This is a genomic window from Tsukamurella sp. II2bb (assembly GCF_057815145.1).
On sequence record NZ_JBYPZI010000013.1, the window covers coordinates 35290 to 51167 of the forward strand.

Below are 15878 nucleotides of genomic sequence, written 5' to 3' on the forward strand. Positions count from 1 at the left end.
GTCAGACCGTCGTCTTCTGGTGCGTGGGCGTGGCGAAGAACTGCACCACCACGAAGGCGACCACGAGCGCCGCGGCGGGCAGCAGGATCGTCGAGCCCATCGCGTCCGCGAAGGGCCCGCGCAGGATCTCCGGGAGCGCGCCGGTGCTGATCGCTCCCCCGCCCTTCGCCGCGTGGCCGGTCGCGGCCGCGAACTTCTCCTCGATCTGGTGCTGCATCAGTACGCCGACCGCGGCGCTGCCGAGCACGGCGCCGACCTGTCGCGTCATGTTGTAAACGCCGGACCCCGCGCCCGCCAGCTGCAACGGCAGGTTCCGGTTCGCGGTCGCGGCGAGCGGCCCCCAGATGAAGGCGTTGCCCACGCCCATCAGGGCGATCGGTGCCAGGATGCCGATCACGGGAGTGGTGTCGTGCGCGACGAAGGCCAGCCAGAACAGCGCGACCGCATTGGCCGCGAAGCCGAATCCGGTGAGGTACCGGGGATGCACCTTGTCGGCCAGCTTGCCCGACGGTGCGGCGAGCGCCCCGGAGATCACGGCGAGGGGGATCAGGAGCAGCGCGGAGCGGGTGGGCGTGAGTCCCATCGACTTCTGCGCGAACAGCATCAGCGGGATCGACATGCCCGTCACGGAGAAGCCCATGCACGCGATCGCGGCGTTGGCCAGCGAGAAGTTCCGGTCCTTGAACAGCGACAGCGACATGAGCGGCTCCGCCGCCTTCGACTGCCACCAGACGAAAGCGACGAGCAGCACCAGGCCACCCCCGATCATCGCCCAGATCCCCGTCGACCAGTCCTCCTTCTGGCCCTCCTGCAGCCCGAAGGTCAGCAGGAACAGGCCGAGGGCGCTGAGCACGATGCCGGGGACGTCCAGCTTGTGCTTGCGCGTGGGCAGGTTCGGCACCAGGATCACCGCGGCGACGAAGGCGGCGATGCCGACGGGCACGTTGACGAAGAAGACCCACTCCCAGCCGAGCCGGTCGACGAGCACGCCACCGGCCAGCGGGCCGACGAGGATCGCGACGCCGGCGACCGAGCCCCACAGCGCCATCGCGGTGCCGCGCTTGTTCGCCGGGAAGGTGCGGGTGATGACGGCCATCGTCTGCGGCGTCATCAGCGCGGCGCCGAGGCCCTGCACGACGCGGGCGGCGATCAGCATGCCGATGGATCCGGACAGGCCGCACCACGCCGACGAGAGCGTGAAGATCGTCAGGCCCACGAGGTAGAGCCGCTTGGGCCCGTACATGTCGCCGAGCCGCCCGGCGAGCAGCAGCGGCACCACGTACGCCAGCAGGTAGCCGCTGGTCACCCAGATGACACCGTTGAGATCGGTGCCCTTGGTGAGGTCGATCCAGATCGCGTCGGTCGCGACCGAGACGATCGTCGAATCCACGAGGATCATGAAGAAGCCCACGACCAGCGCCCACAGGGCGGGCCAGGGCCGGTAGCCCGACGGCAGGCCGGGCAGGGCGCCCGGGTCGTACGGCTTCGCCTCCGGGGTGGCGTCATTCGTCATGACTGGTCACCTTCCATTCCAAGGTCTCGTCGTCGAGTCGTTCGACGGTGCGCCGGAGCCAGTCGGCCTCGGCGGTGCGCATCGCGATCAGGTAGTCCAGGTCGAGCAGGTGCGCTTCGGCGGCGTGCCTCAGCGCGCGGGCGTGCCCCGCCCGCATGGCGGCGACCTGCCCTTCGAGCCGCTGCATGCGCGCCACGAACAGTGCGCGCACCCGGTCCCGGCCCAGGTAGTGCGCCTCGGAGACGGCGAGCGGGAAGCTCGGGTACTCCTCGACGGGCTCGGCGAGCAGGGCGGCGACGGTGTCGCGCAACCGTTCCCGGCCCGCCGCGGTGATCGAGTAGGTGGTCCGTTCGGGCCGGTTGCCGTCGCGGTCGGTGCCGACCTCGGCGACCAGCGCGTCCTCCGCCAGCCGCTTGACCGTGTGGTACAGCGAGCCGGCACGGAGCTTGACCACGAGATCCTCGCGGCGCTCCGTCATCGTCGTGAACATCTCGTAGGGGTGCATGTCCCGCTCGGTGAGCAGGGCCAGCGCGGCGATCGCCAGCGGGGTCAGGGCCCGTTCCCGCGCCATCTCCCACCTCCGTTCGTGCGCTCGGAGGTGACGCTACTCCGCAATTACTCCATGTGGAATATTCGGATTGGGCTGACCTTCTCGAACCGGGACGAACCGGAATATGATGCCCGCCACAGTCGGCGTGCTCGTGGTCAGTGACTGTCGGCGCCGATACCCGCGACCCGCCAGGCTCGGGCCGCGGAGGGCTTCTTCCCGCACGACATGATCCGCGGCGCCAGGTCCTCGGAGCGCACCGTCATCGTCCAGGCGCGGCCGTCCTCGTGCCGGACGGTGACGGTGCCGTCACCGTCGGACGCGGTGCGCAGGACGTCCGGCCCGACGGGACCGAGGAGCCCGCGCACGGCGACCTCCCCCGCCTGCTCGGCGGGCGGCAGGGACGACCGTCCGCGCAGCCCGGAGGTGGCGACGGTGCCGGCCCGCGCCGCGTCGAGCGCCGCCTGCGCCTGCTCCTCCGTCACCCGGCCGTAGGTGTAGCCGGTGGGGAGCACGATCACCACCGGCGCGAACCGGTGCCCGCCGGTGTGGGAGCACTCCCAGACGACCGGCTCGGCGTAGCTGTCGGCCAGCGCGGCCGCGATCGGCCGGCCGAGGACCGCGCAGCAGACGTCCCGCTTGCCGTTCGTGCACACCAGCGCGATCGGGCCGGACGGCTCGCCCGCGGCCGGATCGTCGACGGGCAGGCCCGGGATCTCGGCGTAATCGTCGACGGTGAACATCCGCAGCGCCGTGCGGCCGGGCACCGAGTCGGCGACGAAGACCCGCATCGGCCCCGTCCCGGCCGCACGCCCGGGACGGCGGACCAGGAGAACGCGCAGCCCGCGCTCCGCCGCGAACCTCTCGACGGCCGCACCCACCTCGGGAGCGAAGGTCTCGCCCGAGAACGGGTCCCGGCCCCAGCCGGACTCGTTCTCGATGCAGAGCCAACCGGTCTCCGTGGTCGCCGTGCCGGGGAGCGGCTCGTCGGCGAAACTCGAACAGCGCTCCGTCATACCGCCACCGTAGCCGACTAGCATGAGCCGCGATGATCGCGCGCGCCCTGAGAACCGCAGCCGTCGTCGGCCTCCTCGGCGCGCTCGGCGTCGCACCGGCCGGCGCGACGCCCGCCCCCACCCCGACGCCCGTCCCCGGGCCGGCGGTGAAGACACTGGTGACCGACGCGTGCCCGCACAAGCACGTGCCGCCGCCCGCCGTCGACGCCTCCGAGGTGCCCAAGCCCGGACAACCGAGCCCGGCGCCACTGCCGATCCCCGATCCTCCCGTCGGGGGCGCCGCGCTGGCCGGCTGCGGCCTCGTCCTGCCCGACGGTGCGCCGCCGGTCCCGCCCGGCATCGACTCCGCCGGGTGGCTCGTCGCCGACGTCACCGCCGGCACCGACCCCACCGTCCTCGCCGCCAAGGACCCGCACGGCCGGTACCGGCCCGCCAGCACCATCAAGATGCTGCTCGCACAGGTCGTGCTGCGCGACCTGGACCTGAACACGGTGGTGGAGGGGACCGCGGAGGACGCCGCCCAGGAGGGGGACGCGGCCGGCGTCTCCCCCGGCGGCCGGTACACGGTCAAGGACCTGCTCGAGGGCCTCATGCTGATCTCGGGCAACGACGCCGCGCACGCACTGGCTCGGCAGCTCGGCGGGGTCGAGACGACCGTGCGGAAGATGAACGAGCTCGCCGCCTCGCTCGGCGCGCACGACACGCGCGCCGCGACCCCGTCGGGCCTGGACGGCCCGGGCGGGAGTTCCAGCCCCTACGACCTGGCCCTCATCCTGCGGGCGGGCCTGCAGGACAAGCGCTTCGTGGAGATCGCCGCGACGCCGCGGATCACCTTCCCCGGACACCCGCCGGTGCCCACGACCGCGCCGCCCACCCCGCTGCCGCCGGGGGCGAGCGCGCCGCCCGCTCCCACGTCCGTGGCGCCGTACCCGATCATCAACGAAAACCGCCTGCTCACGGACTTCCCCGGCGCGGTCGCCGGCAAGAACGGCTACACCGACGACGCGAAGAAGACCTTCGCCGGCGCGGTCGACCGGGACGGCCACCGTTACGTGATCGTCCAGATGTTCGGCCTGTCGCACACCGGGAACACCTACTGGGATCAGTACCGGCGCCTGCTCGACTACGGCGTCGCGCTGCGCGGGAAATCCGTGGGCACGCTGGTCACTCCCTCGTCGGGGTCCGGCGCGGCGGAGCGGCCCTCCGGCGGCGAGGATCGCGTGGTGGAGAGCGGATCGTCGGGCCTGGCGGGCGGCACCCGGCTACTCGTCGGCCTCGGTGGCCTCGCCCTGATCGCCGTCCTCGTCGGTGCCGCGATGCGCATCAACCGGGGACGCTGACGTGGTGGCCGCGCCGCTCGGAGCCGCGTCGGTCCCGGACAAGGGGCTCCGCTCGGATTCGCTGGGCCTGCTGAGCAACATGGCGATCGGCCTGTCGTCGACCGCCCCCGCGTACAGCCTCGCGGCGACGCTGGGCGGCGTCGTCGGGCACGTGCAGGGCAAGGCGCCGGCGATGTTCGTGGTGGCCTTCCTGCCGATGCTGATGGTGGCCGTCGCCTACAAGGAGCTGGCCGCCGACACCCCCGACGCGGGAACCACGTTCACCTGGGGCAGCAGGGCGTTCGGGCCGTGGATCGGATGGATGGGCGGCTGGGGCCTCGCGGTCTCGGCGATCATCTGCCTGGCCAACGTCGCGGAGATCTCGGCCTCCTACCTGTTCCGCTTCGTCGGCCTGAATTCCCTCGCCGAGGACCGGGTGGCGGTGATCGGCTTCGGCTGCGCACTGATCGTCGCGATGACCTGGGTGTCGTACCGCGGGATCGTCGTCTCCGAGCGCATGCAGAACGTGCTCATGTCGATCCAGTTCGCCGTGCTCGGCGTCGCCGCGGCCGCGGCGCTGTGGGCGGTCTACCGGGGCTCGGCGGGCCCGCAGGCCGTGCGGCCGAGTTGGGACTGGCTCGACCCGCGCGGGCTGAGCGCCTCGCAGGTCGCGGCCGCGGTGATCCTGTGCATCTTCCTGTACTGGGGATGGGACGCCTGCCTCGCCGTCGGTGAGGAGACCAAGGACTCGTCGTCCACCCCGGGCCGGGCCGCGGTACTCGCCACGGTCGTGCTCATGGGCACGTACGTGCTGGTCGCGGTGGCCGTGCAGGCCTATTCGGGTTTCGGCGCGACGGGCCTCGGACTGGGCAATACCGACAACCACGACGACGTGCTCACCGTGCTGGGCCGCCCCGTCGGCGGCGCGATCCTGGCCGGGCTGCTGGTGCTCACCGTCGCCCTGTCCGCGCTGTCCTCGACGCAGTCGACGGTGCTGCCCACCGCGCGGGGCACCCTCGCGATGGCGATCTACCAGGCCGTCCCCGAGCGGTTCGCGCGCGTGCACCCGCGGTACCTGACGCCGTCCTTCGGCACCGTCGTGATGGGCGCCTCGGCGCTGGGCTTCTACCTCACGCTGGCGCTGCTGAGCCGGAACACGCTGGAGGATTCGATCAGTTCCCTCGGCCTCGCGGTCGCCTTCTACTACGCGATCACCGCCTTCGGGTGCGCCTGGTACTTCCGGCGCACGGTCCGGCGGTCGCTGCGGAACCTGGTGCTGCGGTTGATCTTCCCGGTGCTCGGCGGGATCGCGATGATCTGGGCGTTCGTGCAGAGCGCGGTGGACATGATCTCGCCCGGCTACGGCCAGACCGTGATCGGCGGCATCGGCGGGGTCTTCGTGATCGGCATCGGCATGCTGGTCCTCGGGGTGCCGCTGATGGTGGCGTGCGCGGTGACCCGGCCGGCCTTCTTCCGCGGCCGCACCCTGCCGCGAGCGACGGCTCCCGAGGACGCCTGAGCCGCCGCCGGTGTCCGGCCCGCTGGGCCGCGGTCAGCGCTTGCGGCGCAGGAGCGAACCGAGGCCGAGGCCGGCGACGAGGCCCGCCGCACCGGCGAGCGCCGTCCGGCCGGCATCCGGTTCCGAGCGGACCACGGGCGAGATCACCACGGGCTCCGGAGCAGCCGGAACGACGTAGCGCTGGTTACGCGGATCCGTCGCCGCCCAGGCCGTGGCGAACAGCAGCATCCGCGCCGTGAAGTAGATGAACAGCATGATGCCGAGGATCGGACCGAACGTCGCCCCGGCGGGACTGCGCAGGGTGGTGCCGATGATCAGAGTCGCGAACTGCGTGAAGACCGTGAAGACGACGGCCATCAGCAGCCCCGCCCGCAGGGCGTTGCGCCAGGGGAAGCTGACCCGCGGCATCCGGGCGATGACGAACGTCCACAGCACCCAGGTGGCGCACACGGTGACCAGCAGGGTGACCCCCGCGATCAGGTAGCGCAGCCCGGGTGCTCCCTCCAGGCCGAGGGCGTCGAGCAGGGTCGCGGTCAGCGGGCTACTGCCCACAGCGATGAGCACCGAGCAGACCACGATGGCGGCGAACAGGCCGACGAGCGCCGCGAGGTCCGCCAGCTTCTGCTTGACGAAGTTCTGCTCGGGCTCCTCGCTGTCCCACATCTCCGTCAGGGCCGCGCGCACGTTGCCGACCCAGCCCAGCCCGGCCCACAGGCCGCCCGCCAGGCCGATCAGGCCGACGGTGCCGCGCGAGGAGATCGCGCGGTCCAACAGCTGATTGACGGTGGTGGCCATCTCCTGGTTCGACATCACGTCGCCGATCCGCTGCTTGATCTCCGCCAGCAGCTCGGCGTCGTTGACCAGGACGTAGCCACCGATGGAGAAGACGACCATCGCGAGTGGGAACAGCGCGAAGACGCTGAAGTAGGTGATCCCGGCGCCGAAGTAGTCGCCCTTCTTGTCCTGGTACCGCAGCGCGGCGGCCATGACGTGGTCGAACCACGGCCATCTGTCACGGTACTTCTGGAGCATCGGGACTCGCCCTCCTGCTGTTCGCTCGTGCACGTGCGGCCCTACGGGGCCAGGAACCCCACCCTGTCATAGACGTCCGCCAAGGTGCGGGAAGCGATGTCGCGCGCCCGCTCGCGGCCCGAGGCCAGCACCTTGTCCAGCTCCGCGCGATCGTCGAGGTAGGTCCGCACGCGGTCGCGCAGCGGCGACGCGAATTCGACCAGGACATCCACTACCCGGACCTTCAGATCGCCGTAGCCCTTGCCCTCGTAGGCCAGCTCCAGCTCCGGGATCGTGGCACCGGTGAACGCCGCCTCGATGGTGAGCAGGTTGGACACGCCGGGCTTGTTCTCGCGGTCGAAACGGATCTCCCGCTCGGTGTCCGTGACGGCGGAGCGGACCCGCTTCGCGATCACCTTGGGGTCGTCGAGGATGCTGATCAGCCCCGCGTCGGACTCGGCCGACTTGCTCATCTTGGCGGTGGGGTTCTGCAGGTCGTAGATCTTCGCGGTGTCGGAGACGATGTACGCCTCGGGCACGACGAAGGTCTTCTTGAACCGGGTGTTGAAGCGCTGCGCCAATGTACGGGTGAGCTCGAGGTGCTGCCGCTGGTCCTCGCCCACCGGAACGAGCTGGGGCCGGTAGAGCAGAATGTCGGCGGCCATGAGGATCGGGTAGGTGAACAGGCCCACGGAGGAGCTCTCCGTACCGTTCTTCGCCGACTTGTCCTTGAACTGGGTCATCCGGCTCGCCTCACCGAAACCCGTGAGGCAGCTCAACACCCAGGTCAGCTCGGCGTGCTCGGGCACCTGCGACTGGACGAACATCGTGGAGCGCGCGGGATCCACGCCCAGCGCGAGCAGCTGCGCCGCGGCGAAGAGGGTGCGCTCGCGCAGCGCCTTCGGGTCGTGCGGCGTGGTGATGCCGTGCATGTTCGGGATGAAGTAGAAGGTCTCGAACTCGTCCTGCAGCTGCACCCACTGCCGCACCGCGCCGAGGTAGTTGCCGAGATGGAACGAGTCCGAGGTCGGCTGGATGCCCGACAGCGCGCGCTGCCGCTTCGCGGGGGTGGGTGCGGTTCCGGTCACGGGGATCGAGTCTATCGACCGCACTTCTGCGAGTCCCGCCAGTATCCGGCCCGACGGTGCTCGCCCGCGCCTTCGGTCTCCCGCCGGCGACGGCACGCGCGTGCGCACACGGCTACGTCGCGCTGCCCGAGTCCGCGGGCCGGGACCTCCTAGTCCGCGTACTCGACGGTGACCGGTGCGTGGTCGGACCAGCGGAGGTTGTAGGCGTCCGCGCGTTCGACGCGGGCGGAGACAGCGCGCTTCGCGAGTGCGTTGTTGGCGATCTGCAGGTCGATACGCCAGCCGGAATCGTTGTCGAATGCCTTCCCCCGCCAGGACCACCACGCGTACGGCCCGGGAACGCCGGGGTGCAGCTCGCGCACCACGTCCTTGAAGGCGCGGCCCTCGCCGATGTGCTCGCTCATCCAGGCCCGTTCCTCGGGCAGGAACCCCGAGTTCTTGACGTTGCCCTTCCAGTTCTTGATGTCGAGTTCCGTGTGGCCGATGTTCCAGTCACCGCACACGAGCACCTCGCGGCGACGTCGCCCCAGCTTCGCCAGGTACGCACCGAACTCGGCACGGAAGCGGTCCTTCTCGTCCTGCCGTTCGGTGCCCACGTCACCCGAGGGGAGGTAGAGCGAGCCGACGGTCAGGCCGCCGAAATCGGCCTCGATGTAGCGGCCGGTGGGATCGAACTCCGCGCTGCCGAAACCGATCCGCACCGCATCGGGCTCGCGGCGGGAGAGCACGGCCACGCCGTTGCGGCCCGCGGTCGAGGACTCCGCGGCCGCGAGGTGCCAGCCCTCCTCCAGTGCCGGCGCGAGCGCCGCGAGCGTCTGCTTGTGGGTGGCGCGGACCTCCTGCAGCAGCACCACTTCGGCTTCGGTCGCACGGAGCCAGGGCAGCATGCCGAGATTCTCCTCGGACCGCTGCTTCACCGCGGCGCGGACGCCGTTGACGTTGATCGAGCTGATGATCATGCGAGCGCCTCCACGGTCAGGCCCGAGCCCGCCCACGCGGAACGCACGCCGGGCCCGTCGGCATGCTCGGAGACGGCCAGGAGCACGTGCACGTCCCGGTCCGCGAGCACGGACACGAAGGTGGACAGCAACTCGGGCTCGTCGGCGAGCACCTGCTCGGCCTCGGCGACGCCAAGGACGACGGGCTCCCGCCCCCCGGACCAATCGATGTCCCCGAGGCAATCGGCCAGCGCGTCCCAGTTCTCACCGAAGTGGAGCGGGAACTGCAGGACGGCGGAGACCTCATCGAGAAGAGCCGCCTTGGTGCGCATGCGACTGCCCCGTGCGACGAGCACGCGCGGCCGTTCGCGCCGCTTGACGGAATCCAGATCGGCGCCGGTCAGCGCCGCGCCGGTACCGGACGAGAGGAACTGCGGGAGGGTGCTCATCGGATCCTCGTGAAGGTCTCGTAGTGGTTCAGGGTGTACCAGGCGCTGCCGTCGGCCCCGGTGATGATGCGCTCGGCGTCCCGGCTCTGCCCGGGCTTGCGGACGTTGACGTCCCACTCCGTGTACTTCGCGCGCTTGCCCTGCGCATCCGTGGCGGGCAACCGGCCCTCGAAGTTCCCGAAGTTCCGGCCGCCCTGCGTCCCCGAGCCGTCCTGGGGCGGCCAGGTGCCGGCGTCGATCCGGGCGAGCGTCGCGAGGACGCGCTGCGGCACCGCGGAGTTCGACGGTGCCGCCGACCGGGACGGGCCAGCCGCCGCGGCCGCCGACCCGGAGCGCGGCACGGTACCGGAGGCGCCCGCGGCGCCGGAGCTCGCGGTGGCGGCCGACGTGGCCGTGGCCGTGGGCCCGACCGCCGGTTTGCCGCACGCGACCAACCCGAGAACGGCGAGCAGCGCGATCGCGCACAGCGCGAGGATCCTTCGCATGCCGACGACCCTACCGAGCGACACCGACAAGTTCTGAGCTCCGTCGCGCCGACAGTCGCGCCGACCGCATCCCGATCCCGAAGATCACCAGCCCGGCCAGCGCGAGGCCGCTGCCCACGAGCGCGGGCGCGGTGTACCCGGCACCGGCGGCGATGACGGCGCCGCCGAGCAGCGCACCGAGCGCGTTCGCGATGTTGAGCGCCGAGTGGTTCAGCGTGGCGGCGAGGGTCTGCGCCTCCCCCGCCACGTCCATCAGGCGGGTCTGCAGCGCGGGCACCAGCGCGGACGCGGTGAGCCCGATGAGGAAGAAGAGAGTGACCGCCGCGACGGGCTGCGCCGCGAACAGCGAGAACAGCGCCTGCAGCACGACCAGCGCCGCCAGCGCGACCGCGATCGACCGGACCACCGAGCCGTCGGCCGCCCGGCCGCCGACCGCGTTGCCGATCACCATGCCGACGCCGTACGCGGCGAGCACCACCGGCACCGAGGCCGCACTGAGACCCGACACCGAGGTCAGCGTGGTGGAGATGTAGGTGTACACGGCGAACATGCCGCCGAAGCCGACCACACCGGTGAGCAGCGCGAACCACACCTGCGGGCGGGCCAGCGCCCCGAGTTCGGTCAGCGGGTTCGTGAGCGGGATCTGCACGGCGGGCAGGAAGGCCGCGAGGGCGGCGACGGTGACCGCGCCGATCAGCACGACCACGGCCATCGCGTAGCGCCACCCCAGCGCCGTCCCGAGCCAGGTCACCAGAGGCACGCCGACGACGTTCGCGACCGAGAGGCCCATCAGCACCCGGCCGACGGCCTTCCCCCGGTCCGCGGGCCCCGCCAGATGCGCGGCCACCAGCGCGGCGACCCCGAAGAACGCCCCGTGCGGCAGGCCCGCGACGAACCGGGCCGCCATCAGTGTCCCGTAGGTCGGCGCGAAGACGGAGAGAGCGTTGCCCACGGTGAAGGCGACCATCAGCGCGATCAGCAGCGCCCTGCGCGGCACCCGCGCGAACGCCGCGGCGATGAGCGGGGCACCGACCACCACGCCCAGCGCGTACGCCGAGATCACGTGGCCGGCGACCGGCTCGGTGACCCGCAGGTCGGCGGCGATGTCGGGGAGCAGCCCCATCGCCGCGAACTCGGTGGTACCGATGCCGAAGCCGCCGAGCGCCATGGCGCCGACCGCGAGCGAGGTCCGGGTAGAAGTGCGCACGGGAGGGTGCAACGTCCCGGCTCCGCCCCCGCTTCCCTGCGGACCTGTGACCTCGTTCACGGGAAAACGGTCGGTTATGATGCAGGAAGAGGTCATGAGCGTCAGCGCACAGCCCCGGCTTGCTGACCGGCAACCCTCCACCGCGGTGGGGTGCCCCGGGTGATGACCTGGTTTCCCGGTCTACCCGCCGGGTGGCAAGCGCGAGGAGAGGTTCGGTGACCATCAGTATCCGCACAGGACGGCCCATCGACAGTCCCCCGGCAGACTGGGCCCGGGTGCCCGACGGTGCCGTGCAGTCGCTGTCGCTCGGACCGCTGGTCCTGGAGTCGGGTGTCGTCCTGCCGGACGTGACGATGGCCTTCCAACGCTGGGGCAGGCCCAACGCGGCCCGCGACAACGTCGTGCTGGCGCTGCACGCCCTCACCGGCGACTCGCACGTCACCGGCCCCCCGGACGCCGATCACCGGTCCGCCGGATGGTGGGACGGGTTGATCGGGCCCGGCGCCGCGGTCGACACCGACGAGTGGTGCGTCGTCTCGGCGAACGTCCTCGGCGGGTGCTCGGGTTCGACGGGGCCGGCCTCGCTCGCGCCGGACGGGCGCCCCTACGGCTCCCGGTTCCCCGTGATCACGGTCCGCGACCAGGTCGAAGCCGAAGCGGCGCTGCTCCGCGCCCTCGACGTCCACGACATCGCCTCGGTCGTCGGCGGGTCGATGGGCGGCGCGCGGGCTCTGGAGTGGGCCCTCATGTACGGCGACTTCCTGCGCTCGGCCCTGATCCTCGCGGTGGGCGCCCGGGCGACGGCCGACCAGATCGGCACCCAGACGACGCAGATCGCGGCGATTACGGCGGACCCGCACTGGCAGGGCGGCGACTACCACGAATCCGGTCACGCCCCCACCGCGGGCCTGGGCGTCGCGCGCAGGATCGCGCACCTGACCTACCGCACGGAGATCGAGCTGGACAGCCGGTTCCGCAACGACGCCCAGGGCGACGAGGATCCGTTGACCGGCGGCCGGTACGCAGTCACCTCCTACCTCGACCACCAGGCCGACAAACTGGTCAACCGGTTCGACGCCGGCAGCTACGTCGTACTGACGGACGTCCTCAACCACCACGACGTCGGCCGCGGCCGCGGCGGTATCGAGGCGGCGCTCCGCGAGTGCCGGGTTCCGGTCGTGGTCGGCGGGATCGATTCCGACCGCCTGTATCCGCTGCGCCTGCAGCGGGAGCTGGCGGACCTGCTCCCCGGCAGCGGCGAGCTGGTGGTCGTCCATTCCCGGGACGGCCACGACGGTTTCCTGACCGAGATGGACGCCGTCGCGGAGCTCCTCACCCGGACGCTGGACCTCGCGCGGCGCTGACCGTCAGAGCGCGGGCGTCGTGACGGTCGGCGCGCTCGCCACGACCGCAGTGCCGGGCCCGTGCACCACACTGGTCGACGTCCGCTCCGACTGCGCCGCTCCGGTGTTCACCTGATTCGAACTCGAACTCCCCGTCGCCGGAGGCGCTCCGGTGACGTTCGGTGCGCCGAGACCTGCGCCCAGCCCGAGCCCGTGCCCCGGCGCCGGCGGCGGCGCCTCACCCGACGGCGAGGGATTCGTCGCGGTTCCCTCGGAGGGGACGACGGCGCCCGGCGGGGTCCCGGTCGGGATGGACGGGAGGATCGTGGTCGGCAGGGTGCCGGTCGGTGACGGGGGCGGGGTCGTCGGCACCGTCGGAAGCGGCGGCCGGACGGTCGTGGGGATCACCGGCGGCGGGGCGAACGTGGTCATGGTGGGGGTGACCTCGTCGCCCCCGGCCGGCTCGTGCGGCACGGTCGTGGGGATCACGACCGGCTTCTGGTGCCCCGGCGTCGACGTGGAGCTCGAGAGCTGCTCCGGCGAGGTGGCCGGGACGGCACTGGTAGCCGTGTCGGAGGTCGGCACGACCTCCTCGGTCGTGCGGGCGGTGGGCCCGATGATGCCGGTCGCGTAGCCGGTGGCGATGATCGCGCCCACGAGGGCCGCCACCACCAGGAGCGGGAGGACCGCGGCGGTGAGCCGGACGCTGTGCCCGCCCAGGACCCCGATCCCACCCTCCACCAGGGACGACGGTGCCGTCCCCGCGGCGCGGCGGTCGGCCGCGAGCAGGGCCGCCCCGGCGGCCGAGATGGTCTCCGGCTCGTCGACCTGGACCGGTTCCACGCCGGCGTCGCGTGCGACGGCCGAGACCGCTTCCCGGACAACGGCGTTCTGCGCCCCGGAACCGATCAGTGCGAGCGCCGCGGGCGCGACGGCGGCGCCGGCGATCGCCGACCGGATCAGTGCGGCCACGTGATCGGTGGACGCGGCCCCGTGCCCGTCGACGACGACGGCGCGCGTGCGGCGCTCGGCGGTCACGGCACCGTCGTGCACCGTGTACAGGCGCACCCCGTCGGCGGCCAGATCCGCGATGAGGGCGCTGCCGTACCGGGCGATCGCACCGCGCTCGCCGAGACCGCGCAGCGCCGCGTCCGCTTCCGGCACGATCCCGGCACCGCGTACCCCGCCCCGGGCGCCCAGGCGGACGGACAGCAGATCACGCCGGCTGCGAACGGTCACGGCGGAGACGTCGACCGCGCGCTCCGCGTGGCTCGCGAGCAGATCGAAGCCCGAGGAGAGGAGGTCGCCGCGGTGGCCGAGCCGGTACGGGCCGGGGTCGATGGTGCGCGCCTGCCTGCCGACGACATGACCGTCCTCGATGTCGAGGAGGACGCAGTGCACGGGCCCGGAGCCCACGGAGGCGCCGAAGGACGAGATCCGCATGGCACCTCCGATCGGATCGCGCGACGAGCCGTTACCTCAGCACATCGTACCCGAAGCCGAAACGTTACATACGGCAGAAAGTATTCAGAATTCGGGGATCTGCATATCGACTAGGTGTCCAGCGGATTGATCCCCCAGGAGACCACGAGGATCGCCGCTGCGGCGAGCGCGAGCACCGCCACGTCGAACCAGCGACTGCGCACCCGGAGCAGCCCCTGCCGGCGCTCGGGCAGCACCGCCCGCAGGACCGCCGCGAAGCCCGTGCCCGCGCCGAAGACGAACAGGCCACGACGCCAGTACTCCAGGCCGATCAGGACCATTCCGGCGACGAGCACCGCGACGACGGCGACGTATCCCGCGTTCGCAACCACCGCGCGCACCATCCTGGCGCGCCGGTACTGCTCGGCCGCGGGTTCGGCCACTAGACCCCGCCCGAACGAGCCAGGTCGCGTTCGGCGGCGTCGATCACGTTCCCCAGCAGGAACGCCCGCGTCAGCGGCCCGACCCCACCGGGGTTGGGCGAGAGGTGGCCCGCGACCTCCTCGACGCCGGGTGCCACGTCGCCGCGCAAGCCGTCGGCGGTGCGGCTGACGCCCACGTCGAGGACCGCAGCGCCGGGCTTGACCATGTCGGCCGTGATCAGCCCCGGCACGCCGGCGGCGGCGATCACGATGTCGGCGCGCCGCACCTCGGCGGCGAGGTCGCGGGTTCCCGTGTGGCACAACGTGACCGTCGAGTTCTCGGTGCGCCGGGTGAGCAGCAGCCCGATCGGCCGGCCGACGGTGACGCCGCGGCCGACGACGACGACGTGCGCGCCGTCGAGGGGGACGTCGTACCGGCGCAGCAGGTACACGATGCCGTGCGGGGTGCAGGGCAGCGGCCCCTCCGCGCCGAGCACGAGCCGGCCCAGGTTGGTGGGATGCAGGCCGTCCGCATCCTTCGCCGGGTCGATCCGCTCGAGGATCGCGTTCTCGTCGAGGTGCCGGGGCAGGGGGAGCTGCACGATGTAGCCGGTGCACGCCGGGTCGGCGTTGAGATCGTCGATCACGGCCTCGAGCTCGGCCTGGGTGATGTCCGCGGGCAGGTCGCGGCGGATCGACTCGATCCCCACCTTGGCGCAATCCGCGTGCTTGCCCTTGACGTACGACTGCGAGCCCGGATCGTCGCCGACCAGCACCGTGCCGAGCCCCGGAGCGATGCCACGCGCACGCAGGGCGCTCACCCGCTCCCGGAAACTCTCGAAGAGTTCGTCGCGGGTAGCCTTGCCGTCCAATACCTCAGCCGTCACGGCCGACATCCTATCTCCCCGGTACAGTGGGACGGCTCACGCCTGTTCGACTCGCGGTCGTTAGGGTTTCATTCGATACTGAGCCCCATGACTGAACAAAACCCCCTCCAACAGGGACTTCAACAGGGCGTCAAGGCCACCTGGCAGGCCACCCTCGCCCTCGGCCTGCTCTCCATCCTCATGGGCGTCATCATCGCGGTGTGGCCGGGACCGACCACCCTCGTCATCGGCATCCTGTTCGGCATCTACCTGCTCGTGAGCGGCGCCTTCCAGGTCATCGCCGGCCTCCTCGGCGAGACCCAGCACCGCGTCCTCGCGGTGATCACCGGCGCACTGTCGCTGATCCTGGGCGTCTTCTGCTTCCGCAGCGACGTCATCGAGTCGGTCGCCATTCTCGGCATCTGGATCGGTGTCGCGTGGATCTTCGCGGGTATCGCGCAGATCGTGGCTGGTGTGAGCGACAAACTGCTTCCCGGCCGCGTATGGGTCGTCCTGCTCGGCATCCTCACGCTGCTCGCCGGCCTGGTGCTGCTCGCGAGCCCGTTCACGGTGGGCGTGCTGGTGTGGGTCGCAGGCATCTTCGCGGTGGCCATCGGCATCGTGCAGATCATCACCGCCTTCCAACTGCGCAGCGTCGCGAAGCGGTTCGGCGCCCAGCAGGCGCAGCAGTACGCCGGCTGACCGCCCCTCGTCCCACGGATGCGGAGCACGG

At 71.7% G+C, this 15878-nt stretch carries 16 protein-coding genes and 1 riboswitch; of the genes, 4 read left to right on the forward strand and 12 right to left on the reverse strand.

The window, feature by feature from the left end; all coding sequences use genetic code 11:
* Position 1 precedes the first annotated feature (1 nt).
* The 3 genes from AC21LY_RS22565 to AC21LY_RS22575 all read right to left on the reverse strand — a co-directional run bounded on the left by AC21LY_RS22565 (position 2) and on the right by AC21LY_RS22575 (position 3076).
* The gene (locus AC21LY_RS22565; protein WP_489048815.1) at positions 2–1513 is read right to left on the reverse strand and encodes a DHA2 family efflux MFS transporter permease subunit; all 1512 of its coding nucleotides are present in this window, start codon (positions 1511–1513) and stop codon (positions 2–4) included.
* Positions 1503–2084: a PadR family transcriptional regulator gene (locus tag AC21LY_RS22570; protein WP_489048816.1), complete on the reverse strand. Its 582-nt coding sequence runs from the start codon at positions 2082–2084 to the stop codon at positions 1503–1505. The genes AC21LY_RS22565 and AC21LY_RS22570 overlap by 11 nt, the downstream gene beginning before the upstream one ends.
* 134 nt (positions 2085–2218) lie before the next feature.
* Complete coding sequence (locus AC21LY_RS22575) at positions 2219–3076, reverse strand: ferredoxin family protein (protein ID WP_489048817.1); 858 nt, start codon at positions 3074–3076, stop codon at positions 2219–2221.
* Between the two features lie 32 nt (positions 3077–3108).
* Here AC21LY_RS22575 and AC21LY_RS22580 point away from each other — a divergent pair, with 32 nt between their 5' ends.
* Positions 3109–4416: a D-alanyl-D-alanine carboxypeptidase family protein gene (locus AC21LY_RS22580; protein ID WP_489048819.1), complete on the forward strand. Its 1308-nt coding sequence runs from the start codon at positions 3109–3111 to the stop codon at positions 4414–4416.
* A 1-nt stretch (position 4417) separates the two neighbouring features.
* Positions 4418–5914, forward strand: coding sequence for an APC family permease (locus AC21LY_RS22585; protein ID WP_489048820.1), 1497 nt, complete (start codon positions 4418–4420; stop codon positions 5912–5914).
* A 33-nt stretch (positions 5915–5947) separates the two neighbouring features.
* Here the strand turns inward: AC21LY_RS22585 and AC21LY_RS22590 are convergent, their stop codons facing one another.
* The 6 genes from AC21LY_RS22590 to AC21LY_RS22615 all read right to left on the reverse strand — a co-directional run bounded on the left by AC21LY_RS22590 (position 5948) and on the right by AC21LY_RS22615 (position 11092).
* Positions 5948–6946, reverse strand: a complete 999-nt coding sequence (locus AC21LY_RS22590; RefSeq protein WP_489048821.1) for a YhjD/YihY/BrkB family envelope integrity protein — start codon at positions 6944–6946, stop codon at positions 5948–5950.
* Positions 6947–6987: 41 nt separating this feature from the next.
* Positions 6988–8013 carry a tryptophan--tRNA ligase gene (gene trpS, locus AC21LY_RS22595; RefSeq protein ID WP_489048822.1) on the reverse strand — a complete coding sequence of 342 codons (1026 nt, stop codon included), beginning with the start codon at positions 8011–8013 and terminating at the stop codon, positions 6988–6990.
* Between the two features lie 149 nt (positions 8014–8162).
* Entirely contained in the window at positions 8163–8972 is an 810-nt protein-coding gene (locus AC21LY_RS22600) for an exodeoxyribonuclease III (RefSeq protein WP_489048823.1), read from the reverse strand.
* Positions 8969–9400, reverse strand: coding sequence for a barstar family protein (locus tag AC21LY_RS22605; protein WP_489048824.1), 432 nt, complete (start codon positions 9398–9400; stop codon positions 8969–8971). Before AC21LY_RS22605 ends, AC21LY_RS22600 begins: the two co-directional genes overlap by 4 nt.
* A complete protein-coding gene (locus AC21LY_RS22610; RefSeq protein WP_489048825.1) occupies positions 9397–9885 on the reverse strand; it encodes a guanyl-specific ribonuclease in 489 nt (162 codons plus the stop codon). The genes AC21LY_RS22605 and AC21LY_RS22610 overlap by 4 nt, the downstream gene beginning before the upstream one ends.
* 10 nt (positions 9886–9895) lie before the next feature.
* Positions 9896–11092 carry an MFS transporter gene (locus AC21LY_RS22615; protein ID WP_489048826.1) on the reverse strand — a complete coding sequence of 399 codons (1197 nt, stop codon included), beginning with the start codon at positions 11090–11092 and terminating at the stop codon, positions 9896–9898.
* Positions 11093–11182: 90 nt separating this feature from the next.
* Positions 11183–11299: riboswitch (SAM riboswitch) on the forward strand.
* Between the two features lie 8 nt (positions 11300–11307).
* Between AC21LY_RS22615 and metX the strand changes: the two genes are divergently transcribed.
* On the forward strand, positions 11308–12456 hold the full coding sequence (gene metX / locus AC21LY_RS22620) for a homoserine O-acetyltransferase MetX (protein WP_489048827.1): 1149 nt from the start codon (positions 11308–11310) through the stop codon (positions 12454–12456).
* A 3-nt stretch (positions 12457–12459) separates the two neighbouring features.
* Here metX and AC21LY_RS22625 read toward each other — a convergent pair whose 3' ends face one another.
* The 3 genes from AC21LY_RS22625 to AC21LY_RS22635 all read right to left on the reverse strand — a co-directional run bounded on the left by AC21LY_RS22625 (position 12460) and on the right by AC21LY_RS22635 (position 15166).
* Positions 12460–13878: a hypothetical protein gene (locus AC21LY_RS22625; RefSeq protein WP_489048828.1), complete on the reverse strand. Its 1419-nt coding sequence runs from the start codon at positions 13876–13878 to the stop codon at positions 12460–12462.
* A 110-nt stretch (positions 13879–13988) separates the two neighbouring features.
* Positions 13989–14300 (reverse strand): DUF3017 domain-containing protein, encoded by a 312-nt coding sequence (locus AC21LY_RS22630; protein ID WP_489048829.1) that lies wholly within the window; start codon positions 14298–14300, stop codon positions 13989–13991.
* On the reverse strand, positions 14300–15166 hold the full coding sequence (locus tag AC21LY_RS22635; RefSeq protein ID WP_489048830.1) for a bifunctional methylenetetrahydrofolate dehydrogenase/methenyltetrahydrofolate cyclohydrolase: 867 nt from the start codon (positions 15164–15166) through the stop codon (positions 14300–14302). The genes AC21LY_RS22630 and AC21LY_RS22635 overlap by 1 nt, the downstream gene beginning before the upstream one ends.
* A gap of 87 nt (positions 15167–15253) precedes the next feature.
* Here AC21LY_RS22635 and AC21LY_RS22640 point away from each other — a divergent pair, with 87 nt between their 5' ends.
* Positions 15254–15847 (forward strand): HdeD family acid-resistance protein, encoded by a 594-nt coding sequence (locus AC21LY_RS22640; RefSeq protein ID WP_489048831.1) that lies wholly within the window; start codon positions 15254–15256, stop codon positions 15845–15847.
* Positions 15848–15878: the final 31 nt, after the last annotated feature.

Bases quoted from the DNA above. Each gene is read 5' to 3' on its own strand.
- AC21LY_RS22565 (WP_489048815.1), bottom strand. From the start codon at position 1,513: ATGACGAATGACGCCACCCCGGAGGCGAAGCCGTACGACCCGGGCGCC.
- AC21LY_RS22570 (WP_489048816.1), bottom strand. From the start codon at position 2,084: ATGGCGCGGGAACGGGCCCTGACCCCGCTGGCGATCGCCGCGCTGGCC.
- AC21LY_RS22575 (WP_489048817.1), bottom strand. From the start codon at position 3,076: ATGACGGAGCGCTGTTCGAGTTTCGCCGACGAGCCGCTCCCCGGCACG.
- AC21LY_RS22580 (WP_489048819.1), top strand. From the start codon at position 3,109: ATGATCGCGCGCGCCCTGAGAACCGCAGCCGTCGTCGGCCTCCTCGGC.
- AC21LY_RS22590 (WP_489048821.1), bottom strand. From the start codon at position 6,946: ATGCTCCAGAAGTACCGTGACAGATGGCCGTGGTTCGACCACGTCATG.
- AC21LY_RS22600 (WP_489048823.1), bottom strand. From the start codon at position 8,972: ATGATCATCAGCTCGATCAACGTCAACGGCGTCCGCGCCGCGGTGAAG.
- AC21LY_RS22605 (WP_489048824.1), bottom strand. From the start codon at position 9,400: ATGAGCACCCTCCCGCAGTTCCTCTCGTCCGGTACCGGCGCGGCGCTG.
- AC21LY_RS22610 (WP_489048825.1), bottom strand. From the start codon at position 9,885: ATGCGAAGGATCCTCGCGCTGTGCGCGATCGCGCTGCTCGCCGTTCTC.
- AC21LY_RS22625 (WP_489048828.1), bottom strand. From the start codon at position 13,878: ATGCGGATCTCGTCCTTCGGCGCCTCCGTGGGCTCCGGGCCCGTGCAC.
- AC21LY_RS22640 (WP_489048831.1), top strand. From the start codon at position 15,254: ATGACTGAACAAAACCCCCTCCAACAGGGACTTCAACAGGGCGTCAAG.